This is a genomic window from Arthrobacter sp. Ms25, from assembly GCF_059090365.1.
Map to the genome: position 1 here is coordinate 150,712 of NZ_JBNHFP010000001.1, position 24,024 is coordinate 174,735.

At 67.4% G+C, this 24,024-nt stretch carries 21 protein-coding genes; 15 read left to right on the forward strand and 6 right to left on the reverse strand.

Annotation, left to right across the window (positions count from 1 at the left end; all coding sequences use genetic code 11):
• Window positions 1-5: 5 nt before the first annotated feature.
• Window positions 6-998 carry a GNAT family N-acetyltransferase gene (locus tag AC5RT8_RS00665; protein WP_494093783.1) on the forward strand — a complete coding sequence of 331 codons (993 nt, stop codon included), beginning with the start codon at window positions 6-8 and terminating at the stop codon, window positions 996-998.
• Window positions 999-1,029: 31 nt separating this feature from the next.
• Here the strand turns inward: AC5RT8_RS00665 and AC5RT8_RS00670 are convergent, their stop codons facing one another.
• Window positions 1,030-1,710: a metal-dependent transcriptional regulator gene (locus AC5RT8_RS00670; protein WP_494093784.1), complete on the reverse strand. Its 681-nt coding sequence runs from the start codon at window positions 1,708-1,710 to the stop codon at window positions 1,030-1,032.
• A gap of 114 nt (window positions 1,711-1,824) precedes the next feature.
• On the opposite strand from AC5RT8_RS00670, the gene AC5RT8_RS00675 reads away from it, so the two are divergent.
• Genes AC5RT8_RS00675 through AC5RT8_RS00685 form a run of 3 tightly spaced genes read left to right on the forward strand, consistent with a single transcriptional unit; the run spans window position 1,825 to window position 4,821 of the window.
• On the forward strand, window positions 1,825-2,169 hold the full coding sequence (locus AC5RT8_RS00675; protein WP_494093785.1) for a metal-sensitive transcriptional regulator: 345 nt from the start codon (window positions 1,825-1,827) through the stop codon (window positions 2,167-2,169).
• A gap of 44 nt (window positions 2,170-2,213) precedes the next feature.
• Window positions 2,214-2,438 carry a heavy-metal-associated domain-containing protein gene (locus AC5RT8_RS00680; RefSeq protein ID WP_494093786.1) on the forward strand — a complete coding sequence of 75 codons (225 nt, stop codon included), beginning with the start codon at window positions 2,214-2,216 and terminating at the stop codon, window positions 2,436-2,438.
• A gap of 52 nt (window positions 2,439-2,490) precedes the next feature.
• The gene (locus tag AC5RT8_RS00685; protein ID WP_494093787.1) at window positions 2,491-4,821 is read left to right on the forward strand and encodes a heavy metal translocating P-type ATPase; all 2,331 of its coding nucleotides are present in this window, start codon (window positions 2,491-2,493) and stop codon (window positions 4,819-4,821) included.
• Window positions 4,822-4,904: 83 nt separating this feature from the next.
• On the opposite strand, the gene AC5RT8_RS00690 is transcribed toward AC5RT8_RS00685, so the two are convergent.
• Window positions 4,905-7,403: a DNA gyrase/topoisomerase IV subunit A gene (locus AC5RT8_RS00690; protein ID WP_494093788.1), complete on the reverse strand. Its 2,499-nt coding sequence runs from the start codon at window positions 7,401-7,403 to the stop codon at window positions 4,905-4,907.
• A gap of 125 nt (window positions 7,404-7,528) precedes the next feature.
• On the opposite strand from AC5RT8_RS00690, the gene AC5RT8_RS00695 reads away from it, so the two are divergent.
• From AC5RT8_RS00695 to AC5RT8_RS00710, 4 genes are all read left to right on the forward strand, one after another.
• Complete coding sequence (locus tag AC5RT8_RS00695; protein WP_494093789.1) at window positions 7,529-10,216, forward strand: bifunctional acetate--CoA ligase family protein/GNAT family N-acetyltransferase; 2,688 nt, start codon at window positions 7,529-7,531, stop codon at window positions 10,214-10,216.
• Between the two features lie 61 nt (window positions 10,217-10,277).
• A complete protein-coding gene (locus AC5RT8_RS00700; RefSeq protein ID WP_494093790.1) occupies window positions 10,278-10,952 on the forward strand; it encodes a DUF5998 family protein in 675 nt (224 codons plus the stop codon).
• Between the two features lie 4 nt (window positions 10,953-10,956).
• Complete coding sequence (locus AC5RT8_RS00705; RefSeq protein ID WP_494093791.1) at window positions 10,957-12,165, forward strand: alkaline phosphatase family protein; 1,209 nt, start codon at window positions 10,957-10,959, stop codon at window positions 12,163-12,165.
• Window positions 12,166-12,167: 2 nt separating this feature from the next.
• Window positions 12,168-12,998, forward strand: coding sequence for a thymidine kinase (locus AC5RT8_RS00710; RefSeq protein ID WP_494093792.1), 831 nt, complete (start codon window positions 12,168-12,170; stop codon window positions 12,996-12,998).
• A gap of 36 nt (window positions 12,999-13,034) precedes the next feature.
• On the opposite strand, the gene sepH is transcribed toward AC5RT8_RS00710, so the two are convergent.
• Window positions 13,035-14,354, reverse strand: coding sequence for a septation protein SepH (sepH, locus tag AC5RT8_RS00715; protein ID WP_494093793.1), 1,320 nt, complete (start codon window positions 14,352-14,354; stop codon window positions 13,035-13,037).
• A 310-nt stretch (window positions 14,355-14,664) separates the two neighbouring features.
• Here sepH and AC5RT8_RS00720 point away from each other — a divergent pair, with 310 nt between their 5' ends.
• Window positions 14,665-14,964, forward strand: coding sequence for a DUF4193 domain-containing protein (locus AC5RT8_RS00720; protein WP_494093794.1), 300 nt, complete (start codon window positions 14,665-14,667; stop codon window positions 14,962-14,964).
• 1 nt (window position 14,965) lies between these two features.
• Here the strand turns inward: AC5RT8_RS00720 and AC5RT8_RS00725 are convergent, their stop codons facing one another.
• The gene (locus tag AC5RT8_RS00725; RefSeq protein WP_494093795.1) at window positions 14,966-15,436 is read right to left on the reverse strand and encodes a DUF3093 domain-containing protein; all 471 of its coding nucleotides are present in this window, start codon (window positions 15,434-15,436) and stop codon (window positions 14,966-14,968) included.
• A 202-nt stretch (window positions 15,437-15,638) separates the two neighbouring features.
• Here AC5RT8_RS00725 and dut point away from each other — a divergent pair, with 202 nt between their 5' ends.
• The 4 genes from dut (at window position 15,639) to AC5RT8_RS00745 (ending at window position 17,968) form a co-directional block, all read left to right on the forward strand.
• Window positions 15,639-16,109, forward strand: a complete 471-nt coding sequence (dut, locus tag AC5RT8_RS00730; RefSeq protein WP_494093796.1) for a dUTP diphosphatase — start codon at window positions 15,639-15,641, stop codon at window positions 16,107-16,109.
• 90 nt (window positions 16,110-16,199) lie between these two features.
• Window positions 16,200-16,916 carry a DUF3710 domain-containing protein gene (locus AC5RT8_RS00735; protein WP_494093797.1) on the forward strand — a complete coding sequence of 239 codons (717 nt, stop codon included), beginning with the start codon at window positions 16,200-16,202 and terminating at the stop codon, window positions 16,914-16,916.
• A 33-nt stretch (window positions 16,917-16,949) separates the two neighbouring features.
• Window positions 16,950-17,261, forward strand: coding sequence for a single stranded DNA-binding domain-containing protein (locus AC5RT8_RS00740; protein WP_494093798.1), 312 nt, complete (start codon window positions 16,950-16,952; stop codon window positions 17,259-17,261).
• The gene (locus AC5RT8_RS00745; protein ID WP_494093799.1) at window positions 17,258-17,968 is read left to right on the forward strand and encodes a DUF3159 domain-containing protein; all 711 of its coding nucleotides are present in this window, start codon (window positions 17,258-17,260) and stop codon (window positions 17,966-17,968) included. The genes AC5RT8_RS00740 and AC5RT8_RS00745 overlap by 4 nt, the downstream gene beginning before the upstream one ends.
• On the opposite strand, the gene AC5RT8_RS00750 is transcribed toward AC5RT8_RS00745, so the two are convergent.
• Window positions 17,884-18,657, reverse strand: a complete 774-nt coding sequence (locus AC5RT8_RS00750; RefSeq protein WP_494093800.1) for a potassium channel family protein — start codon at window positions 18,655-18,657, stop codon at window positions 17,884-17,886. The two genes, AC5RT8_RS00745 and AC5RT8_RS00750, sit on opposite strands and share 85 nt — an antisense overlap.
• Window positions 18,654-19,328: a potassium channel family protein gene (locus AC5RT8_RS00755; protein ID WP_494093801.1), complete on the reverse strand. Its 675-nt coding sequence runs from the start codon at window positions 19,326-19,328 to the stop codon at window positions 18,654-18,656. The genes AC5RT8_RS00750 and AC5RT8_RS00755 overlap by 4 nt, the downstream gene beginning before the upstream one ends.
• A 206-nt stretch (window positions 19,329-19,534) precedes the next feature.
• On the opposite strand from AC5RT8_RS00755, the gene AC5RT8_RS00760 reads away from it, so the two are divergent.
• A complete protein-coding gene (locus tag AC5RT8_RS00760; protein WP_494093802.1) occupies window positions 19,535-20,824 on the forward strand; it encodes a class I SAM-dependent RNA methyltransferase in 1,290 nt (429 codons plus the stop codon).
• A 308-nt stretch (window positions 20,825-21,132) separates the two neighbouring features.
• Window positions 21,133-23,961, forward strand: a complete 2,829-nt coding sequence (locus AC5RT8_RS00765; RefSeq protein ID WP_494093803.1) for an aconitate hydratase — start codon at window positions 21,133-21,135, stop codon at window positions 23,959-23,961.
• Window positions 23,962-24,024: the final 63 nt, after the last annotated feature.

Sequence of the window (24,024 nt, forward strand, 5' to 3'; positions counted from 1 at the left end):
GATGGATGCAGACTCCCTCCCCACCCCTGATCCCCGGTCCCGAAACCGGCCTGCGCTGGCGGTCCATCGGAGCCGACGACATCGACGCCTGGTACGCGCTGATCCGCAGGATGGCCGAGGCGGACAAACCCGGATGGGTGGAGGACCGCAGGGACCTGGAACAGGCGCTGGAGACCACCTCCGGCGATCCGGCACAGGACACGCTGATCGGGCTGGATAAAACCGGGGCGGCCCGGGCCTACGGCCGGGTTGCCCTGAACCCGGGGTCGACCACCGGCTCCGGCTTCGGCGGCGTGGACCCGCAGTGGCGGCGCCGGGGCATCGGAGCGAAGATCTACCGCTGGCAGGAAACACGCCTGCGCCAGCGGCTGCTCACCGAACACCGGAAGCACGGCATCCTGCGCACCTATGCGGAGGAGGCCAACGCCTCCCAGGTAGCCCTGCTGCAGTCAGAGGGTGCCGAGGTGGTCCGGTACTTCACCGAGATGAGCCGCCCGCTCACGGGGGACCTGCCCGACACCGCACTGCCCGAGGGACTGGAGTTCCGCACCTTCGACCCGGAGATTTCCGACGCCGTGCGCCGGGCACACAACGAAGCGTTTCAGGACCACTGGGGCAGTGAGCCGCGCAACAGGGAGCGCTGGGGATTCACCGTGGACCATCCCCAGTTCCGGCCGGAGTGGAGTTTCGCGGTGGTGGACACCCGCTCCGGGGACGTGGCCGCCTATCAGCTGGCGAGCTTCGATCCGGAGAGCGAGGACATCCACGGCTATAAGGAGGGCTACACCATGCTCCTTGGCGTACGCCGGGACTGGCGGGGCCGGAAACTGGCACCGGCCATGCTTGGCGAAGCCATGCGCCGCTTCCGCGCCGGAGGGATGGACAACGCCGGCCTGGGCGTGGACACCGAGAACCCGTCCGGTGCGCTCGGGCTGTACGAGAGCCTGGGCTACCGGTCCACGCACCGGGAAGTGGTCTTCGACAAGACGGTGTTGTAGGACAGGCTGCAGGTTCCGGTGGCGCCGGCCCTCAGGCGTTGTCCGGGACCTCGAGGATCCAGATGGCTTCCGCTGCCGGCAGGCCCAGGTCCAGGGTGCGGCCGCCGGTCTCAATGGTCAGCGTGCCGGCATAGGGCTGGCGCTGCACTACGGACACCACAGTGTCCAGATGCAGTCCCAGGCCGGCCAGATAGCGCAGCAGTTCGGGATCGTTATCGGAGACGCGGGCCACCGGTCCGCGTGCGCCCGGCTCGCAGCGGCTCAGCCGCCGAGCATCAAGGACGGGGAAACTTCCGTCGCGGGCCGGAATGGGATCACCGTGCGGATCGCGCACGGGATGGCCGAGACGCGCGGCCAGGGCATCCACCATTTTGTCCGATACGGCGTGTTCGAGGTGTTCGGCTTCGTCGTGCACCTCGTCCCAGCGATAGCCCAGGTAATCCACCAGGAAGGTTTCAATCAGGCGGTGCCTGCGGACCATCCCGACGGCGGCCTTCTCGCCCGCGTCCGTCAGGGCAATGGAGCCGTAGCGCGCGTGCGTCAGCAGGCCCTGGGCGGTCAGCTTCTTGACCGCTTCGGAGACCGATGACGGAGAGAACCCCATGTGGGCCGACAACGCGGACACCGTCAGGGGCTCATCCGTCCATTCCTGCGCGGTCCAGACGACCTTCAGGTAATCCTGGCTTGCTGTAGAGAGTTCACTGTGCGCCACGCTCTCCACCTTACTGGGCGGGCACCCGGCAGCGGGAATAAATACCCCCTGGGGGTACTTGAACTAATACCCCGGCAGGGTATAGCTTGAGGGTGAAAGAGAGAGGAGCCCGCAATGGACGCCGTGACGCAGAACGTTCCGGAACGCACGGAGACCCACGACGGCGCGCATGGCTACGCGTCGGATAAGGACGCCTACCTGCGCAGGCTGCGCCGGATCGAGGGGCAGGTGCGGGGCATCGCCCGCATGGTTGAGGAAGACAAATACTGCATCGACATCCTCACCCAGGTCGCGGCCATCAACAAGGCGCTGCACGCGGTGAGCCTTGGCCTGGTCCAGGACCACATGTCGCACTGCGTGGTAGACGCAGCGCAGGAAGCCGAACGAACCGGCAACCCCGAGATTGTCACCGCCAAGGTCCAGGAAGCTGCCGACGCCATCGGCCGCCTGCTGCGGTAACCGGCTCCCGACGTATCCACCCACCCAGAAGAAGGAAGATCCCCATGGAAACCACCACACTGAACATTTCCGGCATGACCTGCGGCCACTGCGTCGCCTCCGTGACCGAGGAACTGCAGGCACTCAACGGCGTCGACACGGTCTCCGTGGACCTGAACGCCGGCGGCGTCTCGACCGCAACCGTCACCTCGAGCCGGAGCCTCAGCTCCGCCGAACTGGGCGAAGCCGTTGCCGAAGCCGGCTACCTGGTGGTGGACGCGGACGCCTAACGGCCCGGGTACGGCGGAACCGACGGACAGGGACCAGGAGAAGGAAAGCATCATGGACACTCGCGAACAAGCGGCAACCAGGGCAGTCGAACTGGATATCCAAGGCATGACGTGCGCTTCCTGCGTAGCGCGGGTGGAGCGCAAGCTGGGCAAGATCGACGGCGTCGAGGCCGCCGTCAACCTTCCGCTGGAAAGCGCGCGGGTCACGGTTCCCGCGGCAGTTACCGACCAGCAGATCGTCGAGGCCGTCAATGCGGCCGGCTATACCGCCCGGTTGAAAACCCGTCCCGCCGCCCGGCCGCACTCCGGGCACGATGCAGCGGCTCCGGGGGCAGGTACCCCGGAGGAAACTCCGGCGGGCCATGGACAGGGGCACCAGCACGCCGGAGAACACCCCTCCGGCGAGGACCACCTGTCCCACGGCGGAACCGCTGCGCAGCTGCGTCCCCGGCTGATCCTGGCAGCGGTACTCAGCGTGCCGGTGCTGCTCATTTCCATGGTTCCCGCCCTGGCCTTCCCGAACTGGGGATGGGCCGTGGCCCTCCTCGCACTGCCCGTGGTGACGTGGTCCGCGTGGCCCTTCCACCGGGCCGCAGCCATCAATGCCCGCCACCTGGCCTCCACCATGGACACCCTGGTCTCCATCGGCGTTGCGGCGGCCTATCTGTTCTCGGTAGGCCAGCTGGCTGTGGATCCGGGACTCACCGCGGATCCGGGAATGGGCTCCGAACCGCACCTCTACTTCGAGGTCGCCTCGGTGGTGGTCACTTTCCTGCTGCTGGGCCGCTACCTGGAGGCCCGCGCCAAGACCAAGGCGACGGATGCGCTGAAGACGCTGCTGAACCTCGGAGCGAAGGACGCGACGGTACTGAGGGACGGCCAGGAAATCCGCGTCCCGGCGGACCGGTTGGAAGTCGGAGACGTGTTTGTTGTCCGTCCCGGGGAAAAGATTCCCGCAGACGGGGTGGTGCTTGAAGGCCGCTCCGCGGTGGATGCCTCGCTGATCACCGGGGAGTCGCTGCCGGTCGAGGTGGACGTGGACGGTCCGGTCACGGGTGCCACGATCAACACTTCCGGCCGCCTCCTGGTCCGGGCGACGCGGGTAGGCAGCGAGACGACGCTGGCACAGATGGGCCGCCTGGTCAGCGAGGCCCAGTCCTCCAAGGCACCGATTGCCCGGCTCGCGGACCGCATCAGTGCCGTCTTCGTCCCCGTGGTCCTCGGCATCGCCGTCCTGACCTTCGTGCTGTGGATGCTCCTCTCGGGGGACCTGCAGGCCGCCTTCACCGCAGCCGTCACGGTCCTGGTGATTGCCTGCCCCTGTGCCCTCGGCCTTGCCACCCCCGTGGGCCTGCTGACCGGCACCGGGCGCGGGGCGCAGCTGGGCATCCTCATCAAGAGCGCCCAGGTGCTGGAGGACACCCGCACAGTGGACACCATCGTGCTGGATAAGACCGGCACCATCACCTCGGGAAAGCTCTCCGTTGCCCGGGTGCGGCTGCTGGACACTGCACCGGCGGAGCTCACCGCTGACGGGATGCTGCGCCTGGCCGGTTCCGTCGAAGACGCCGGGGAGCACCCGATTGCCCGCGCCATTGCCGCTTCGGCGCGGTCCGGCCCGGGGACCGCCGAGGTCACCGACTTCGATTCGGCGCCGGGCGGGGGAGTCCGTGGCACCGTGGACGGGCACCTCGTGGTAGCCGGACGTCCGGCCTGGCTGGAGGAAAACGGGATCGACCTGCCGGACCCCGCCTATGCCGCCCTGCGCGAAGAGCAGGAATCCGGTTCCACGGCCGTTCTGGTCTCCGTCGACCGGCGGCCCACGGGCATCATCAGCCTGCAGGACACCCTTAAGGAAGGATCTGCGGAGGCAGTTGGACGGTTCCGCAGCCTGGGGCTGCACCCGGTACTGCTGACCGGAGACAACGCCGTGGTGGCTGCCCGTGTGGCGGAACAGGTCGGCATAGCGGCAGAAGACGTGCTGGCCGATGTCCGGCCCGAAGGGAAAGTCGACGCCGTCCGGCGGCTCCAGGCACAGGGGCGCACCGTGGCGATGGCCGGAGACGGCGTGAACGACGCCGCCGCCCTGGCACAGGCGGATCTGGGCATCGCCATGGGTTCCGGCACCGACGTCGCCATGGAAGCAGCCGACCTGACCGTGATGGGCAGCAGCCTGGGCCAGGTGGCCACCGCCGTCGAACTCTCCCGGCGGACCCTGCGGACCATCAAGACCAACCTGTTCTGGGCGTTTTTCTACAACGCAGTGGGCATCCCGGTGGCGGCTCTGGGACTGCTCAACCCCATGATCGCCGGCGCGGCCATGGCAGCCAGTTCGGTGCTGGTGGTCGGGAACTCGCTGCGGCTGCGCAGCTTCGGCAAGTAGCGCCAGGCGCAACGAATAAAAAACGGGCCGGTCCGCGGAACATACAGCTCCGCGGACCGGCCCGTTTCGTTGCGCCCGGAGGCCTAGCCCTGGCTGGGACCCACGGCGTCCACCGCGTTGGCCAGCGGTACGCCGGAACCGTCCCGGCGCCCATGCTCGGTGGGCAGCGCACGGGCCACGCCGTTGGCGGCGGAAGCCTTCGCGGGACCGTGCCCGGCCCAGGCCACGGAAAGCGAATCCTCGCCCTTCAGGAAGCGGTGGGCACGGACTCCGGCGGTAGCGCGTCCCTTGGCCGGGTACTCGGCGAAGGGCGTGACCTTGACGGACCCGCCGGGAGTTCCCGGCAGCGCCTCGGTGGTCGAGGACACCGTGACGACGACGGCGTCGTGATCCTCCGCGGTCACCACGCCGAAGTACACCACGGCGTCATCGGCGGCCAGCTTGATCCCGGCCACACCGCCCGCCGTGCGGCCCTGCGCGCGGACAGCGGAGGCAGGGAAGTGCAGCAGCTGCGCGGACCGGGTGATGAAGACCAGTTCATCCGTCTCATCAGCAGCGACCGCCGCTCCCACAACTTCGTCCTTGGGCTTGAGCGTGATGGCTTCCCAGTCGTCGCGGTTCAGCGGGTAATCGGGATTGACCCGTTTCACCACGCCGTTGCGGGTACCGATGGCCACAACGGAGTTCAGGGGGACCAGACCCACCAGCTTCTCGCCCTTGCCCAGGGTCATGAAGTCCTTCACCGGAACGCCGCCGGCCAGGTTGGGCAGTCCGGCCGTCGAAGGCAGGGCGGGCAGGTCCAGCACGGAGATCCGGATCATCCGCCCCGAGGAGGTCAGGGCGCCGATCTCGCCGCGCGCCGTGGTCTTCACCACGGAACGGAAGACGTCGTGGCGCACCCGCTGCCCGCCCTCGGCGAGCGGTTCCTGGTCCGAGGTCCGGGCCACCTGACCGGAGGTGGACAGGATCGCCCAGCACGGGTCATCCGGGATCTCCAGGGGAAGGACGGTCTTGGCGCCCTTGCCCGTGACGCCCGCGGAAGCTGCCACGGCGGCGCCCTTCAGGGGAGCGGCTGCCTCAGATTCGAGCAGGACGGTACGCCGCGGCGTCGCGTATTTCGCCGCCACTTCGCCCAGCTCGTCCGAGACCAGGGCACGCAGCCGCTGCTCGGAGTTCAGGATCGCCTCGAGCTCCTCGATCGCCCTGCGCAGCTCGTCCTGTTCCTTTTCGAGCTCGATCCTGGAGTACTTGGTCAGCTGGCGCAGGCGCAGCTCGAGGATGTGGTTCGCCTGGACTTCGGTCAGGTCGTAGACAGCCATCAGCCGTTCCCGGGCCTGCGCCGTTTCATCCGAGGACCGGATGATCTGGATGACTTCGTCAATGTCCACAATGGCAATGAGGAGGCCCTCGACCAGGTGCAGCCGGTCCTTCTTCCGGCCCAGCCGGTAGGCAGTGCGGCGGCGGACGACGCCGAGGCGGTGAGCAACGTAGACCTGCAGCAGCTCGACCAGGCCCAGGGTCCGGGGCTGGCCGTCCACGAGGGTCACATTGTTGATGCCGAAGGAATCCTCCATGGGCGTGAACTTGTACAGCTGCGCCAGAACCGCATTGGGATTGAACCCGTTCTTCAGTTCGATCACCAGCCGCAGGCCGTGGCTGCGGTCGGTCAGGTCCACAATGTCGGAGATGCCCTGCAGCTTCTTGGAGGTGACGGCGTCCTTGATTTTCTCGATGACCTTTTCCGGGCCGACCATGTAGGGCAGCTCCGTCACCACCAGGCCGGTGCGGCGCGCGGTGAGCTGCTCCACCTCGACCTTGGCCCGCGTCTTGAAGGAGCCGCGGCCGGAAGCATAGGCGTCGCGGATGCCGTCCAGGCCCACGATGCGTCCGCCCGTGGGCAGGTCCGGGCCGGGGATGAACCGCATCAGCTCTTCCAGGGACGCGTCAGGGTTGGCGATCAGGTGCTGGGTTGCCGCGATGACTTCGCCCAGGTTGTGCGGGGCCATGTTGGTGGCCATGCCCACCGCGATACCCGTGGTGCCGTTGACCAGCAGGTTGGGGAAGGCCGCCGGCAGGACTTCGGGCTGCTGGAGCTGGTTGTCGTAGTTCGGAACGAAGTCCACGACGTCTTCGTCCAGATGGTCCGTCATGGTCAGGGCCGGTGCGGCCAGCCGGGCCTCGGTGTACCGGGCCGCAGCCGGGCCGTCGTCGAGCGAGCCGAAGTTGCCGTGACCGTCGATCAGGGGCAGGCGCAGCGCCCAGTCCTGGGCCATGCGCACCATGGCGTCGTAAATGGCCGTGTCGCCGTGCGGATGCAGCTTGCCCATCACTTCGCCCACCACGCGCGCTGACTTCACGTGCCCGCGGTCCGGGCGCAGGCCCATGTCGGACATCATGTACAGGATGCGCCGCTGGACCGGCTTGAGGCCGTCGCGGGCATCCGGGAGGGCACGCGAATAAATCACCGAGTAGGCGTACTCGAGGAAGGAACCTTCCATCTCGGTGGTGACATCGATATCGATGATGTTCTCGGCGATCTTTTCGCCGGGGACTGATGGAGAGACGGGTTGGCGCCGGGCCATGCGTTGTCGAATCCTTGCAGTGTTAGGGGACAGGGGCCGATCCGTAAGCGGTCACCGCTGTGCGGATCGGTGCGGTACGGAGCGGGTGGATGACTATGGGGAAGATTGCCCACTACTCTGATTCTATGGTGGAGCAGGGACATTACCCCGAATATTGGGAAGCGGACGTCGTGTTGCGGGACGGTGGAACCGGCCATTTACGGCCCGTTTCGCCCTCGGACGCGGATGCGCTCCAGGCCTTCCACATGCGCCAGTCGCAGAGCTCCATCTACCTCCGGTTCTTCACGTACAAGGCCAAGCTCACGAATAAGGAGCTGGAACGCTTCACCAACGTGGACTACCGGGACCGGGTGGCCTTTGTCATCACCATCGGCGACGAAATCATCGGGATCGGCCGCTACGACCGCCTCGACGACCCCACCGAAGCCGAGGTGGCCTTCAACATTGCCGACGGACACCAGGGCCGCGGCCTGGGCTCCATCCTGCTCGAACACCTTGCCGCCGCTGCCCGGGAGAACGGCATCCGCCGGTTCTCCGCCGAGGTCCTGCCGGAGAACCGCAAAATGATCGGGGTGTTCGCCGACGCCGGATACGAGGTGAGCCGGCACTTCGACGACGGCGTGATCGCCCTGGACTTCAACATCGATCCGACGGAAAAATCCCTTGCCGTCATGGAGGCACGCGAGCACCGCGCAGAGGCGCGCAGCGTGGCGGACCTGCTCGCGCCGTCGTCGATTGCGGTCATCGGAGCCAGCCGGGAATGGGGCTCGGTGGGCTACCAGCTGCTGGAGCACATCATCGAGGGCGGCTTCAAGGGCTCCGTCTATGCCATCAATCCGGAAGCGTTCGAACTCGCCGGAATGATTTCCTACAGCCGGATCTCGGAAGTGCCCGAACCGGTGCAGCTGGCTGTCATCGCCGTGCCGTACGAACAGGTCCTGGCAGTGGCGGACGAGTGCGCCGCCGCGGGGGTGAAGGCCCTGCTGGTGGTCACCGCCGGTTTCGGCCCGAAGGGACCGGAGGGACTGGCACGGCAGCGCGCCCTGGTCCGCCGGGCACGTGCCCACGGCATGCGGGTGGTCGGACCGGCCTCCCTGGGCCTGATCAACACCCGGCCGGACGTCTCCCTGAATGCTTCCATGGCGCCGGCCCTGCCGCGCCGGGGCGGACTGGGACTGTTCAGCCAGTCCGCCGCCATCGGGGTGCTGCTCTACGCCACGGCCCAACGCCGCGACCTGGGCCTGTCGTCCACCATCTCCGCCGGCAACCGTGCCGACGTTTCCGGCAACGATGCCATGCAGTACTGGGAAGACGACGCCGATACGCGCGTTGTTGCCATGTACCTGGAGTCGGTGGGAAATCCGCGGAAATTCTCCCGCCTGGCACGACGGCTGGCACGGACCAAACCCGTGATCGTCGCCAAGTCGGATGTCACCGGGCTCCAGCTGCCGCCCGGCCACGCGGTCCGGACCACCCAGGCCCCGCCCGGAGCCCTGGACGCGATGCTGCGCCAGTCCGGCGTCATCCGCGTCACGACCAATGAGCAGCTGATCGACGTAGCGCAGATCGCAGTCAGCCAGCCCCTGCCGCGCGGCCGCCGCGTTGCCGTGTTCAGCAATTCGGTGGCCCTGGGCCGGGTCCTTGCCGACGCCTGCACCGGACTGGACCTGGAAATCACCCGGCTTGAGAACGAACTGGCCCTGGACACCGGGATGAGCGTCGCTTTGCCCCAGCTGCGCCGGACGGTCACCGAAGTGCTCTCCGACGACGCCGTGGACGCAGGCGTCGTCGCGCTCCTGCCGGCGGCGGGGCTGAAGACCGAGGCGATAGCGGCCGCACTGGCCGAATGCGTGCAGGCAACCGGGAAGCCCCTGGTCGCCGCCTTCACCGGCATCCTTGACCCGCGCGCGCACGTCGAAGGGCTGCTCGCGGCGGACCCGGGTGCGCCGGGCGAGGGGCTGCCGTGCTTCAGCAGCCCGGGAGCGGCGGTGGACGCCCTGGCCTCCGTGGTGCGCTACACGGAGTGGGCGAACCGGAACCACGGCAGTTTCGTGGAACCGGCAGGCGTCGACACCGAGGGCGCGGCAGCCTACATCGACTCGCTGATGGGCCAGGTGCTGGGTGACACCCTGACCCGGCTGGACCCCGGCCAGACGGCCCGGCTGCTGGAGTTCTACGGCATATCCGTGCTGCCCGCCGTCGCCTTCTCCACGCCGGACGAGGCCGTGGCCGCAGCTGAACAGCTCGGCTGGCCGGTTGCCGTCAAGACCCGCGAAGGGCACCTGCGCCACCGGCTCGACCTGGGCGGAGTGCGGCTGAACATCTCCACTCCGGACGCGCTGCGGACCACCGTCGAGCAGATGCGCCAGGCGTTGCGCCGCTACGGGGAGTTCGACATGGAGGTCCAGTCCATGGCCGCGACCGGGCAGGGCTGCCGCATCCGGGCGATCGAAGATCCGCTGCTGGGGCCGGTGATCTCCTTCGGCCTGGCCGGCGACGCCACCAGCCTGCTGGACGACTGGGCGCACGGCGTGCCTCCGCTGACGGACCGGGACATCGCCGACCTGGTGCGTGCGCCGCGTGCCGCCGCGAAACTGTTCGGCTACCAGGGCCTGCCGGAAGCGGACATCGCGGCGCTGGAGGACCTGATGGCCCGGCTGGCCGTCCTGAAGGATGAACATCCGCAGATCGCCCTGATCGAGATCAACCCTGTCCTGGTTTCCGCCGACGGCGTCACCGTACTGAGCGCCGACGTCCGGCTGGGCAACCCGCAGCGGCGCACCGACAGCGCCCGGCGGGCAATGCGGGATTGATCTGCCGGGCCGCCCGCGCGCCATTTAGGCAGTAAGGGGCGGTCTGGGGGAAACTGGAAGCATGTCGCCGTTACTTTCCGCTGAACGCCGCAGCCTTGACGCATCCATGGAACGGGCAGGGTTCTACCCGACGCTTTTGGCCGATGTGGTCCACGATGCCCTCGACGGCCGTGAGCCGCTGTCCCACTTGATCCACCTGGAAACGCACTTTGAGCGCACAGAGGTGCACCGCCACATCACGGTCCTGGTGCTGACCGAGGACATGCTGGTCATTACCCATGTGGACGATCAGCAGCTGGACGAGGCCGGGGAGCAGATGATGGCCCAGGTTTCCACCGAATCCGTACCGGTGACGCAGATCCGCTCCGTGGTGCTGGGCTATATGTACGCCCAGCCGCAGAACTACAAGCCCTCCGACCCGGTGCGGGAAATGACCCTCGCCATTGCCTGGTCCGGCGGCCAGCGGCTGGACATGGGTCCGGCCGGCTGCTCGGACCCGCAGTGCGAAGCGGACCACGGCTACACCGGCACCATTGCCCAGGAAGACATTGTGCTCCGCGTCAGCGCCGAGGCCGACGGTGCCCAGGCGGTCCAGAACGCCAAGGCCTTCGCCCGGGCGCTGCGGAAGGTCAACACCGACACTACTGCGGTTTCCCGCCCGCTGGACGGCGGCGATGCGCGCCAGCGCATGCCCGGCATCGGCGGACGCTTCAACCGCACCCACCCCCAGCGCTAGAACCGTGGCTTTGAACCCTGCTGCCCCGGATCTCCTGCCCGCAGCGCCGGCCTACGGAACCCGCTCCGTAGCCGAGGTGCTGGCCAGCGCCGCAGCCGTGCTGGGCGTCCCCGGCTGCGAGAACCGGTTGAACCTTCCTGCGGCGCGCCGAGTCGTAGTGGTCATGGTCGACGGCCTGGGCCTGTCCCTGCTGCGGAAGCGCAGCGGGCACGCCCCTTTCCTGAAGGGGTTCCTTCCCGCCGCCCGCGCCCTCAGTGCTTCCTTCCCCACCACCACGGTGGCGTCCCTGGCGTCCCTGGGCACCGGGCTTCCTCCCGGCCGGCACGGACTCGTGGGATACGACGTGCTGGACCCGGGTCAGGACAAAGTGGTCAATATGCTCGGGTCCTGGGACCCGGGCGTGGACCCGATGCGGTGGCAGCCTTACCCCACAGTCCTGGAGGCCGCCGCCGAGCACATCCCGGTGGCTACGGTCAGCCTGCCGCGCTTTGCGGATTCCGCCCTGACCCGTGCAGCGCTCCGCGGCGGCACGTTCATTCCGGCGTCCGGTGTCCATGCCCGGGTCTCCGCAGCAGTCGACGCCCTGGCCGGTGCGGACCGCATGCTGATGTACCTGTACTGGAACGAGCTGGACAAGGCAGGCCACCGGTACGGCGCAGCATCGCCGGAGTGGGGCAATGAGCTCGAAGAACTCGACAGCGCCCTGAAACGGCTGGTCGCCAGGGTGCCGGCCGGCACCCTGGTTCTCCTGACCGCCGACCACGGGATGGTGGACGTTCCCGTGTCGCAGCGCTTCGATTTCAGCACCCGGCCCGAACTGATCGACGGTGTCCGGCACACGGCGGGGGAGCCGCGCATGGTCCACCTGTATCTGGAACCGGATGCCGGTGACGCCCTGCTGCCCCGCCTCAAAGCCGCCTGGCAGGACGCCTACGGTTCCCGTGCCTGGATCTTCACGCGTGAGGAAGCAGTGCGGGCCGGTTACTTCGGTCCCGACGTCGATGACGCCGTCCTGCCGCGCATTGGGGACCTGATGGTTGCTGCCCGCGAGCCGATCGCCCTGTTCGACGGCCGCCGGGCCCCCGCCTCGGCGATGGCAGTCACCGGCCAGCACGGATCCCTCACGAAGGCGGAGTGCGAGGTCCCGCTCCTGGTCCTGGCACAGCCCGACAAGTCCAAGCGCGCGTCCTCCACGGCGCAGCGCGGAAAGTAGCCATGGCGGAACTGGTCTTTTTCTCCGGCACCATGGACTGCGGCAAGTCCACGCTGGCGCTCCAGATGGATTACAACCACAGTGCCCGCGGCCGCGGCGGCATCCTGTTCAGCCGCAATGACCGTGCGGGCGAGTCGGTGATCTCCAGCCGCCTTGGCCTGCAGACTCCGGCCGTTGAAGTGCGCGACGATACCGACTTCTGGGCAGAGGTACGGCGCTGCCGGGAGTCGGGGCGCAACGTGGACTACGTCATCTGCGACGAGGCGCAGTTCTACAGTGCGCAGCAGGTGGAGCAGCTCGCCTGCATTGTCGACGAGATGGACATTGACGTGTTCGCATTCGGCATCACCTCCGACTTCCGGACCCGGCTCTTCCCGGGATCGCAGCGGCTCGTGGAGCTCGCGGACCGAATGGAGGTCCTCCAGGTCCGGGCCCTGTGCTGGTGCGGACGGCGCGCCACGCACAATGCCCGTACCGTCGACGGCGTGATGGTGACCGAGGGGGACCAGGTGGTGGTCGGCGATGTCGAGTCCCGTACTCCGGCTGCTGCCGCGGAACCGGTGCCGGCCGTTATGGATGAGCCCTTGTTCGAGGACCGGCCCTTGTTCGACGATCAGCCGCTGTTCGACGCCGCGGACCTCCTGCCGGCGGCGGATCCGGGATCCCCGTACGGTGCCCAGGACGGGCCCGGCCCGGTCATTGGCTATGAAACGCTGTGCCGGCGCCACTACATGCGGCGGGTGACCGCACACCAGGCGGCCGCCCTGGAAGACGCCGGGCAGGCAGCGTCGCTGTGCTCGGTGGTGTCCCGGCGCGAGACCTCCGGGTCCTAGCCCCCGGCCGCTACTGCTGCAGCGGCCGGGGGGCGGCTAGTCGCCCTTGGTGCCGAAGACGATCTCGTCCCAGGAAGGGACGGAGGAGCGCTTGGGCTTGATGCGCCGTTCCGAAGCGCCGTCGTCCTTGGCGTCGGACTTTCCTGAGTCCTCGGGCTGCTGGCCCTTGCCGCCGTTGGGCAGGCGCTCCCACGGGAAGTCCCGTCCGGCGTTCTTGCGGGCTGCCGGCTCCGTGGAAGCCGGTGCCTCGTCCGCGGCGGGAGGTTCGGTCTCAGCGGGCGGGGTGACCGTGTCTTCGGCAGCGGCGTCGTCCGCTGCCGCTTCACGGGCTGCGCGCCGGCGGAAAGGACGGGCAAGAACGCTGATTTCCCGGGTCTGGGTCACGCTGCCCGGAAGGGTCACGGGATCCACCGGATCGTCCTGGTCCGCCGAATCCACGGACGGCGCCAAGGTCAGCCGGCCGGTGCGGGGACGCCGCGCGTTGGCTTCGTCGTCGTCGTCCGGTTCGGCACTGCCCTCACGGGGGTGTGCTGCGGGGACGCTGCCCTTGGCCAGCAGTGCTGCCAGCGCGTCGTCGCCGTCTTCATCGCTGCCCAGCCGCTGGCCGCGCCGCGACTTGAGGACTTCGAGGATGGTGTCGGTGTCGTCGGCGGGGGCAGCGCCTTCAGCCTCGAAATCGAAGACACGGTCCGCGACGGCGGCAAGGCGGCGGGTGGGCACGGGGGTGTCCAGCGGTTCCAGCTCACTGAGCACCTGCGCCCAGCGGTTGGCGTTGGCGACACTCTTGCGCAGCGGGCTGAAGATCCAGCGGGCCGGCGGTTCCTCACCGATGGCGACACGGGACTTCTCGGTCAGCGCGAAACGTGCCACGACTTCCCATGTGCCGTCGGGACGGCGCCAGGCATCCCACTCAACCGAATCGGGATCAACGCCGAAGGAGCGCAGCCGGTGCAGCACCATGTCACCGAGGTTGACGGGGTTCTCACCGAAGGCGCTGCGGTAGCCGTCATGGGTGGCGGACATGGGCGCGGCAACTTCCACGCCCTGGGCCTGCCGCGCAACGTACTCACGTTCGGCCAGGACGGGTCCCTCGTACCGGTGGATGTGGGCGAGGTCAAGGCCGGATAGTTCCGCAACCTCCTCGGCGCTGGCACCGGAACGGATGCGCGCCTGAATGTCCCGCGGGGTCATGGTGGTGCCGGCGGAGGGGGCGGCCTGCGGGGCGGACCGGTGCTGCCGTGATGCCGCCACCCGGAGGGCCTCATCGATCCGGAGACGGAAGGTTTCTCCGCCCTTGCCGCTTAACAGCAGATGTTCGCCACCTTCATGGACACCCACCAGCCGTAGATCCTGCATCAAAAAGTCCTCCACCCGATAGCAATTCCTTCTTGAAACAATGCCATCCCCGGGCGCGAAAACCTAAGCTTTGCCCGGGTGTGGCGCATTTGGAGCGGGCTGCACAACACGGCCCGGAGCCCCGGGCGGATGTCCCGCGGGGATGCCGGTTCGCTTTTTGGCGGCCGGTAGGTAAAAATCTCTGCGTTACGGGCACAAAACAGGTATCCGTGGCGTTGATATGTCAGACGCACGGCGCCGGACAGCCGGCGAGCTGCCGGACTTCGGCAGCAGCGAGCACCCTTCAACCGGACGGCGAGATAAAGACACTATGGCGACGGATTATGACGCCCCCCGCAAGACCGAGGAAGACACCGGCCAGGAGCCGATAGCGGAGCTGAAGACGCGGCGTACCGACGCGCAGTCTCCCGTGGTGGATGAGGATGAAGCAGAAGCCGCTGACGGATTCGAACTGCCCGGAGCGGACCTTTCCAGCGAAGAGGTGCTGGTGCGGGTCCTGCCGGCCCAGGCGGACGAGTTCACCTGCGCATCCTGCTTCCTGGTCCGGCACCGTTCACAGATAGCCCTCGAGAAGAACGGGATGTTCTACTGCGTGGACTGCGAGGGGTAGGTCAGCGGCCTTCGGTGAGGGCTTCGACGAGCTTCTCCGGACGGCGGGTGGATGTGAGCCAGTAGGGAGTGCGGTCCGCCGGATCCGTGATTTCAATGCGGACCACCGGAGAGATCCAGCCGCGGATGCACATGTAGGCCGTGGCGTTCAGTGCCGGACCCCGCTGCATGGTGGCGTCTTCGCCGCGGAAGGCCTCGACCTTGCCGATAAAGCGGCGTTCGATCTGTGCGCGGCCCACCTGCAGGGTATCGGCGGTGACGCTGATGCGGGGAGTAGACAGCAGCAGCAGGACGGTCAGGATGATGGCGGCAACCACGGCACCGGTGATGCCGGCGGCGAAGCTGATGGGGACGAACACAAGGATGCAGGCTGCGGCAAGGAGAGCGGCGACGAACCAGATGCCGAACGAGGGCGTGAGGCGTTCGGAATACAACACGGTGCTGGCGGAGCTCTTTGCGGAAGGGGATGACATACCCCCAGCTTTTCACCTTTGGCGGGGCATTTCATCCCGGCACCTACCGGGCGCCGGGTGCCCGGCGGCCGGCAACGCGCTAAAGTGTGGGGGTTGGCCCGGCGGCCGGACCCAGGCGGGTCCCGCCCGCAAGGATGCTTCCACACCCCGTGCAGCCGCCCCGGCTGCAGCCCGCGGAAATCTATGGAAACCGGAGAAACTGGTGCAAGGTGCAGCGACCACGCTGAAGGTACAGCTGAAGATGCTCGATGACGGGCTGGAACCGCCGTCGTATGCGCACCCCGGCGATGCCGGAGCCGACCTTCGCTCCCGGATCGATTTCACCCTCGCTCCAGGGGAACGGCAGCTCATTCCGACGGGTGTTTCGCTGGCGCTGCCGTTCGGCTACGCCGCCTTCGTCCATCCCCGCTCGGGCCTTGCCACCAAGCACGGCATCAGCATCGTCAACGCACCGGGGACGGTGGACGCCGGGTACCGCGGGGAAATCTCGGTCACGCTGATCAACACGGATTCCACACAGCCGGTTTCGCTGCAGCGCGGAGACCGGATCGCCCAGCTGGTGATCCAGCGGGTGGAAACAGCAGAATTCGTCCCGGTTGACGAGCTTCCCGACTCCGTGCGGGGCGCAGGCGGATTCGGTTCCACCGGAGGATTCAGCGCCGTTCCGGCCTGATCCGGTTTCCGGTCCCGTGCCGGCGCGGACATTCCCGTCAGGGCGGCCATACTAAGTACTTGCAGACACACGAGAGAAGGAACGTCGGTTATGGCATTTGGGCGCCGTAAGAAAACCAAGGCAGAGGAAACCGCCGGGGCCGCAGCAGCGCAGGAGAACGCAGCCGGGGAAACGGCCGACGCCGAAACCGTGCCGGCGGCCGGCGGTCCCTACGACCTGAGCGAGCGTCCCTCCGAGGAGGGGTACGTGGATCTCGGTGCGCTGCGCATTGCCGCTTCCCAGGGCCTTCAGCTGAGGCTGGAAGTTGAAGAGAAGACCCAGCGCGTGGTGGCCGTGACCTTGGACCTGGAGGGTTCGAGCCTGCAGCTGCAGGCCTTCGCGGCTCCCCGGTCGGAGACCCTTTGGGACGATATCCGCGGGCAGATCGGCAAATCGGTGGCATCGCAGGGCGGAACGGTGGACGAGCTCTCCGGCACGTTCGGCACCGAGCTGCTGGCCAAGGTGCCCGCGCAGGCCCAGGACGGTTCCAAGGGATTCCGTGTGGCCCGCTTCGTCGGCGTCGACGGCCCCCGCTGGTTCCTCCGCGGCGTCTTCGGCGGCCCGGCCGCAATGAATCCCGACGCAGCCGGCCCCCTCGAAGAGGTCTTCCGCAATGTCGTGGTGGTGCGGGGAGAGCAGCCCCTGCCTCCGCGGGACCTGCTGCAGCTGCGGCTGCCGCGGGACGCTTCCCCGCTTCCGCGACCCAACAAGGCGGACGCCAAACCCGCCGCGCCCGAGCGCGGCCCGGAAATCACGACGATCGGTTAACCGGTGCCAGCTGCCACCGCTTCCACGCACTGCGTGAGCATTGCCTCCCTGCCGAAGCGCGGCCGCGCGTATTGCCGCGGCTATGTATCGGCCATTACCGTCGTTCCGGCCAATGATCCGCCCCGCTTCACCGCGGTGGTGGAGGACACGATGGCCGAGTACCGGGAAAACCCTCCGGCTGCGCGGGCCAAGGTCCGCCTCGTCTGGGTGGGCCAGCGGCGGGTCCCGGGAATCGAGGCAGGAACCTGCCTCGCTTTCGAAGGCATGGTGTCGACGGTGGACGGCCGCCCCACGATCTTTAATCCGCGATACGAAATCATTGGACGCCCGGAGGCCGACGGATGAATACCCCCATGAAGCCGGAGGAGGGCCAGCCGGACCTGAACCAGCTGGCCGGCCAGTATGCCGCCCGGGCAGGCGTGGAACGCCGGGACGACGGACAGATCGACGTCCTCAAGTCCGTCGGCGGCGTCCGGGGGCTGGCCGAGGCTATCGTTCCGGGGCTGCTCTTCACACTGCTCTTCACGGTAGGGACCGGGCTCAACGTGTCCCTAGGAGCGGCCGTGGCCGCAGCCGCTGTGTTCTCCGTGGCCAACCTCATCCAGCGGCGCCCGCTGGTGCAGTCCCTCACCGGCGTGGCCGGCGTCGCCATCTGCGCCTTCGTGGCACTGCGCAGCGGTGACGGGGCCACCTACTTCGTCCCGGGGTTCTACCTGAACGGCGCCTACATCCTGGCGTTCCTGGTATCCATTGCCGTGAAATGGCCCGTGGCCGGGCTGCTCTTCGGCGTCATCCGCGGCGAGAACCTTGAGTGGCGCGCCTCGCGGGTACGGCTGAAGGCCTACACCTGGGCCAGCTGGATCATTGTGGCCGTCTTTGCCCTGCGCCTGGCAGTCCAGCTCCCGCTCTTCCTGGCCGGCAACGTTGCCGCACTGGGCACCATGCGCCTGGCCATGGGCGTACCGCTCTACGCGCTGGGGCTCTGGCTGGCGTGGGTGGTTTCCCGGCCCGCCGCGCCCGAGGCAGCAAGCGGATCTTCCTCCGAAGACTGAGTTCCGGAGGAGGACACAGCTCCCTGTACGGCGGCAGGGGACAGGACGGCCCGCAGCTCGTCTTCGGCTGCAATGGTGGTGATGAAGAACAGCTCATCCCCGGGCTCGACCACGTCGTCGTTGCTCGGAGTGATCGGGGCGTCGTCGCGCAGGATCGCCACCACGGTGGCGTCCTGCGGCCAGTCGATCGACCCCAAGGTCCGGCCCGTGAGGTGGGAATCGGTGGGGACAGTGAACTCCACCATCGAGGAGACACCGGTCTGCAGGCTCAGCAGCCGGACCAGGTCGCCGATCTCCACTGCCTCCTCCACCAGTGCGGTCATCAGCCGGGGCGTATTCACGGCCACGTCAACGCCCCACGAGTCGTCGAACATCCAGTCGTTCTTCGGGTTGTTCACGCGCCCCACCGTCCGTGCCACCCCGAATTCGCTCTTGGCCAGCAGGGAGACCACAAGGTTGACCTTGTCGTCGCCGGTGGCGGAAACGACGACGTCGGCCTCCTCCAGGCGGGCATCCTTCAGGGTGGTGAGCTCGCAGGCATCGCCGATCAGCCACCGCGCTCCGCGCAGTCCGCTTCGTCCCACGCACTCGGGCTTTTCGTCAACCAGCAGCACGTCATGGCCGTGGGACAACAGCTCCTTGGCGATGGATGAACCCACGCTGCCGGCACCGGCAATCACAACTTTCACAGGGACTCCTTGGCTGGTTCCTTGGACAGGATCTTGCTGATTTCGGCGGTCCGGTCCACGGACATCATGGCGTGCAGGACATCGCCTTCCTGGTAGCTCGTGCCCGGGCGGGGCAGGATCCCTTCCCCGAAGCGGGTCACGTAGGCAATGCGGACGCCGGCGGCGGCCTCGATACTGCCCAGCGACCGTCCCAGCCAGCTCTCGTGCAGGGACAGTTCGCCCAGGATCAGCCGGCCCGAAGATTCCCGGAAGTCGCCGTTGATGCTCTGTTCCGGCAGGATCCGCCGCAGCACCTGGTCCGCGCTCCACCGGACCGCGGCAACCGTGGGAATGCCGAGGCGCTGATAGATCTCCGCGCGTCCGGGGTCATAGATGCGGGCGACGACGTGGCCCACGTGGAAGGTCTCGCGCGCCACGCGGGTGGCCAGGATGTTGGAATTATCACCGCTGGAAACGGCAGCGAAGGCATAGGCCTCTTCAATGCCGGCGGCCTTCAGCGTCTCCCGGTCAAAGCCGACGCCGGTCACTTTGCGTCCGGTGAAGGTCTGCCGCAGCCGCCGGAACGCCCGCTCGTCCTGGTCAATGATCGCGACTGAATGCCCGGCATTGTCCAGGGTGTGGGCGAGGCTGACGCCCACGCGCCCGCACCCCATGATCACGTAATGGGCCAACTGCCCTACCTCGGTTTCGACTCATAGTTGACTGCCCGCCGCAGAAGACGGCTGCGCAGCTGTGCCAAGCAGCCAACTCCGCTGTACGAACATTCATTAAAAACAATCAACGCCAGCTTAGTCCCGTCAGCTGCCCAAATAGCACCGCGCCGGGCTCCCGTGGTGAGATGGACTTTTAGGCCTCTTGAAAGAAGCACAACCACCCCATGTCACTTGAACTCACCATCGGCGCCCCGGCCCACGGCGGCCACTTCGTTGCCCGGCATGAAGGGCGCGTCATTTTTGTCCGGCACGGCCTGCCGGGGGAGCGGGTCCGGGTCCGGCTCACCGAATCCGGCGAGGACGCCAAGTTCTGGCGCGCCGACGTCGTCGAGGTCCTGGAGCCGGCCGAAGGGCGCCGGGAACATTTCTGGAAGGAAGCCGATGCCCTGCGCGCCGCGGCGCGCGGAAAGCTTCCGGTGGGCGGCGCCGAGTTCGGCCACATCGACCTTGACCTCCAGCGGCGGCTGAAGGCGGACATCTTTGCCGAGCAGCTGCGCCGGCTCGGCGGCACCGACCTGGTCCCCGAGGTGGAAGCCGCCCTGGAGGAAAGCAGCGACGGACTGGGCTGGCGGACCCGGGTCAGCTTCTCGGTGGCTCCCAGCGGACGGCTCGCCATGCACGCGCACCGCTCGGATGAGCTGATTCCGGTCGAGGCAATGCCCCTGGCCACCGCAGCCATCAATGCCCTCCGGCTGTGGGAGGCGGACTTCACGGGTATGGACCGCGTGGAGGTTGCCGCGCCGGCGGCAGGCGGCCAGCCCCTGGTGCTCCTGATTCCTGCACCGGGCACCCATCCCCGTATCCCGGCCCGGATCGCCCAGAACCTTCCGGACGGTGTGTCCGTGGCGGCGTGGGATCCGGACACCCACGAACTGACCCGGCTGAAGGGACGGACCTGGGTGCAGGAGACCGTGCTGGGTCAGGACTACCGGGTCACCGGCGCGGGCTTCTGGCAGATCCACCGCTCCGCGCCGCAGACGCTGGCGACGGCGGTTCTCGAGGGGCTGGACGTGCAGTCCGGGGAGTCCGTGGCGGACCTGTACGCCGGCGCCGGGCTGTTCACGGCCCCGCTGGCCGCTGCGGCAGGGGAGTCCGGCCGGGTGCTTTCCGTGGAAGGCTCTCCGGGCGCAAGCCGCGACGCACGCAAGAACCTCTTCGCCGCACCCCAGGTGCAGATCGCCCAGGGCCGGGTGGACAAGATGCTTCGGGACGCAGGGGGCCTCGACGTCGTCCTCCTGGATCCGCCGCGGGCCGGAGCCGGAAAAACGGTGGTGCAGCAGATCAACGCCGCCGCGCCCCGCGTGGTCGGCTACGTGTCCTGCGACCCGGCGTCGTTCTCCCGCGACCTGGGCTATTTCCGCAGCGCCGGCTGGGAAATGGACAGCCTGCGGGTGTTCGACCTCTACCCCCATACCCACCACATGGAGTCCTTCGCCGTCCTGCGCAAGCGCTAGAGGCACACGCCGCGGTCGCCGGATGCGGGCGGAGGCCCCCGTCACGACGCGTCGTGTCCCATATCTCCTCCGGGCGCCCCTGTAAAGGCTAGGATGGGAGGCAGTTGTCCAGTCCTGCGCCTTTATGGGGGTTCCCCGGGGGAGTTTCCCGCTTTCGAGCGGTTATTGCCCAGGCAGGGGGCACGTGTCGGCGGGGAAATGAACCACCGGTTTTCCCGCCGCCCCCTTTGTCCGACTATTAGGGAAACCTAACTGGCGGGCAGTTGTGACCTGGACAAAGATAACAAGGTGGCGAGAGGAGTCCTGTTATGACTAATGTGGACAGCTTTGGATCCAAGGGCGTCTTAGACGTCAACGGTTCCGAGTATGAAATTTTCCGGCTGAATTCCGTCGAAGGCGCCCAGAGCCTTCCGTTCAGCCTCAAGGTCCTGCTGGAGAACCTGCTCCGCACCGAAGACGGTGCAAACATCACTGCGGACCACGTACGTGCCCTGGCACAGTGGGACGCGGACGCAGAGCCCAGCACCGAGATCCAGTTCACCCCGGCCCGGGTGATCATGCAGGACTTCACCGGCGTACCCTGCATCGTTGACCTGGCCACCATGCGCGAGGCCGTGGCAGACCTCGGCGGCGATCCCAAGCGCGTGAACCCGCTGGCACCCGCCGAAATGGTCATTGACCACTCCGTGCAGATCGATGCCTTCGGCAACTCCGGCGCGCTCGAGCGCAACATGGAAATCGAGTACCAGCGCAACGGCGAGCGGTACCAGTTCCTCCGCTGGGGCCAGACGGCGTTCGATGACTTCAAGGTCGTTCCCCCGGGAATGGGCATTGTGCACCAGGTCAACATCGAATACCTGGCGCGCACGGTCATGACCCGTGAAGTCGACGGCGTCCTGCGCGCCTACCCCGACACCTGCGTCGGCACCGACTCCCACACCACCATGGTCAACGGCCTGGGTGTGCTCGGCTGGGGCGTCGGCGGCATCGAAGCCGAAGCCGCAATGCTCGGCCAGCCCGTCTCCATGCTGATCCCGCGCGTGGTCGGCTTCAAGCTCACCGGCGAGATCCCCGCCGGAGCCACGGCCACCGACGTCGTCCTGACCATCACCGAAATGCTGCGCAAGCACGGCGTGGTCGGCAAGTTCGTCGAATTCTACGGTGAAGGCGTTGGCGCTGTTCCGCTGGCCAACCGTGCCACCATCGGCAACATGAGCCCCGAGTTCGGCTCCACCGCGGCGATCTTCCCGATCGACGACGTGACCCTGGACTACCTGCGCCTGACCGGCCGCTCCGAGGAGAACGTAGCCCTCGTTGAGGCCTACGCCAAGGAGCAGGGCCTGTGGCACGACCCGTCCAACGAGGTCAAGTACTCCGAGTACCTTGAGCTGGACCTGTCCACAGTGGTTTCCTCCATCGCCGGACCGAAGCGTCCGCAGGACCGCGTGGAGCTGACCAACGCCAAGGCGCAGTTCCGCGATGACCTGAAGAACTACGTCACCCACGTGGATGAGGACGTCACCGCCGGCAACACGGCCGACGACGCGTCAGCGCAGTCCTTCCCGGCATCCGACGCCCCGGCGTTCGACGCCACGGACGAGCAGTCCGAGAAGGACCAGCCGCGCGAGGACCACGTACACGTGGTCAACGGCCGCACCAGCAACACCGTGCCGGTCACCATGGCGGACGGCCGCAGCTTCGAGCTGGACCACGGTGCGGTGACGATCGCGTCGATCACCTCCTGCACCAACACCTCCAACCCCTCCGTGATGATGGCCGCCGCCGTGCTGGCCCGCAACGCGGTGGACAAGGGCCTTGCCTCCAAGCCGTGGGTCAAGACCTCTGTTGCCCCGGGCTCGAAGGTCGTCACCGACTACTACGAGAAGTCCGGCCTGATCCCGTACCTCGAGAAGCTCGGCTTCTTCGTGGTGGGCTACGGCTGCGCCACCTGCATCGGCAACTCCGGCCCCCTCGAAGAGGAAATCTCCGAGGCGATCAACGAAGCCGACCTGGCCGTCACCGCCGTTCTCTCGGGTAACCGCAACTTCGAAGGCCGCATCAACCCGGACGTGAAGATGAACTACCTGGCCTCCCCTCCGCTGGTAGTCGCCTACGCCCTGGCCGGCACCATGGACTTCGACTTCGAGAATGACCCGCTGGGCCAGGACGAAGCCGGCAACGACATCTTCCTGAAGGACATCTGGCCGAACCCGGTCGAGGTCCAGCAGATCATCGATGCCTCCATCGACCAGAAGATGTTCAGCGACAGCTACAACACCATCTTCGAAGGCGACGAGCGCTGGCAGTCCCTGCCCACCCCCGAGGGTGCAACCTTCGAGTGGGATGCGGAGTCCACGTACGTCCGGAAGCCCCCGTACTTCGAGGGCATGAAGGCTGAGCCGGAGCCCGTCTCGGACATCGAGGGCGCACGCGTCCTGCTGAAGCTGGGCGATTCGGTCACCACCGACCACATCTCCCCGGCCGGTTCCTTCAAGTCCGACACTCCGGCGGGCAAGTACCTGCTGGAACACGGCGTGGCCCGCAAGGACTTCAACTCCTACGGCTCGCGCCGTGGCAACCACGAAGTCATGATCCGCGGCACCTTCGCCAACATCCGCATCAAGAACCAGCTGCTCGACGGCGTTGAAGGCGGTTTCACCCGTGACTTCAGCCAGGCCGACGCACCGCAGGCTGCCGTTTACGATGCCGCGATGAACTACCAGGCAGCCGGCACCCCGCTGGTTGTCCTGGCCGGCAAGGAATACGGCTCCGGTTCCTCGCGTGACTGGGCCGCCAAGGGCACCGCCCTGCTGGGCGTCAAGGCCGTTGTTGCCGAGAGCTACGAGCGTATCCACCGCTCCAACCTCATCGGCATGGGTGTCCTTCCGCTGCAGTACCCGGCCGGCGTCAACGCCGAGTCCCTGGGCCTGACCGGTACGGAAACCTTCTCCGTTGAAGGTGTCACCGAGCTGAACAACGGGACCACGCCCAAGACCGTAAAGGTCACGGCCACCCCCGAAAACGGCGAAGCCATCACGTTCGACGCGGTCCTGCGCATCGATACCCCGGGCGAAGCCGACTACTACCGCAACGGCGGCATCCTGCAGTACGTACTGCGTCAGATCTCCGCGAAGTAGCAGTAACCGCACCACGTTCAGGGCCCTGTTTCCCGATCCGCTCCCAGGGGCGGAGGAGGGAAA

Coding starts and splice junctions, on each gene's coding strand:
- AC5RT8_RS00690 (WP_494093788.1), bottom strand. CDS start 7,403: ATGGCCCGGCGCCAACCCGTCTCTCCATCAGTCCCCGGCGAAAAGATC.
- AC5RT8_RS00695 (WP_494093789.1), top strand. CDS start 7,529: ATGGTGGAGCAGGGACATTACCCCGAATATTGGGAAGCGGACGTCGTG.
- AC5RT8_RS00735 (WP_494093797.1), top strand. CDS start 16,200: ATGGCATTTGGGCGCCGTAAGAAAACCAAGGCAGAGGAAACCGCCGGG.
- AC5RT8_RS00760 (WP_494093802.1), top strand. CDS start 19,535: ATGTCACTTGAACTCACCATCGGCGCCCCGGCCCACGGCGGCCACTTC.
- AC5RT8_RS00675 (WP_494093785.1), top strand. CDS start 1,825: ATGGACGCCGTGACGCAGAACGTTCCGGAACGCACGGAGACCCACGAC.
- AC5RT8_RS00720 (WP_494093794.1), top strand. CDS start 14,665: ATGGCGACGGATTATGACGCCCCCCGCAAGACCGAGGAAGACACCGGC.
- AC5RT8_RS00725 (WP_494093795.1), bottom strand. CDS start 15,436: ATGTCATCCCCTTCCGCAAAGAGCTCCGCCAGCACCGTGTTGTATTCC.
- AC5RT8_RS00685 (WP_494093787.1), top strand. CDS start 2,491: ATGGACACTCGCGAACAAGCGGCAACCAGGGCAGTCGAACTGGATATC.
- sepH (WP_494093793.1), bottom strand. CDS start 14,354: ATGCAGGATCTACGGCTGGTGGGTGTCCATGAAGGTGGCGAACATCTG.
- AC5RT8_RS00665 (WP_494093783.1), top strand. CDS start 6: ATGCAGACTCCCTCCCCACCCCTGATCCCCGGTCCCGAAACCGGCCTG.
- AC5RT8_RS00765 (WP_494093803.1), top strand. CDS start 21,133: ATGACTAATGTGGACAGCTTTGGATCCAAGGGCGTCTTAGACGTCAAC.
- AC5RT8_RS00745 (WP_494093799.1), top strand. CDS start 17,258: ATGAATACCCCCATGAAGCCGGAGGAGGGCCAGCCGGACCTGAACCAG.
- AC5RT8_RS00710 (WP_494093792.1), top strand. CDS start 12,168: ATGGCGGAACTGGTCTTTTTCTCCGGCACCATGGACTGCGGCAAGTCC.
- AC5RT8_RS00700 (WP_494093790.1), top strand. CDS start 10,278: ATGTCGCCGTTACTTTCCGCTGAACGCCGCAGCCTTGACGCATCCATG.
- AC5RT8_RS00680 (WP_494093786.1), top strand. CDS start 2,214: ATGGAAACCACCACACTGAACATTTCCGGCATGACCTGCGGCCACTGC.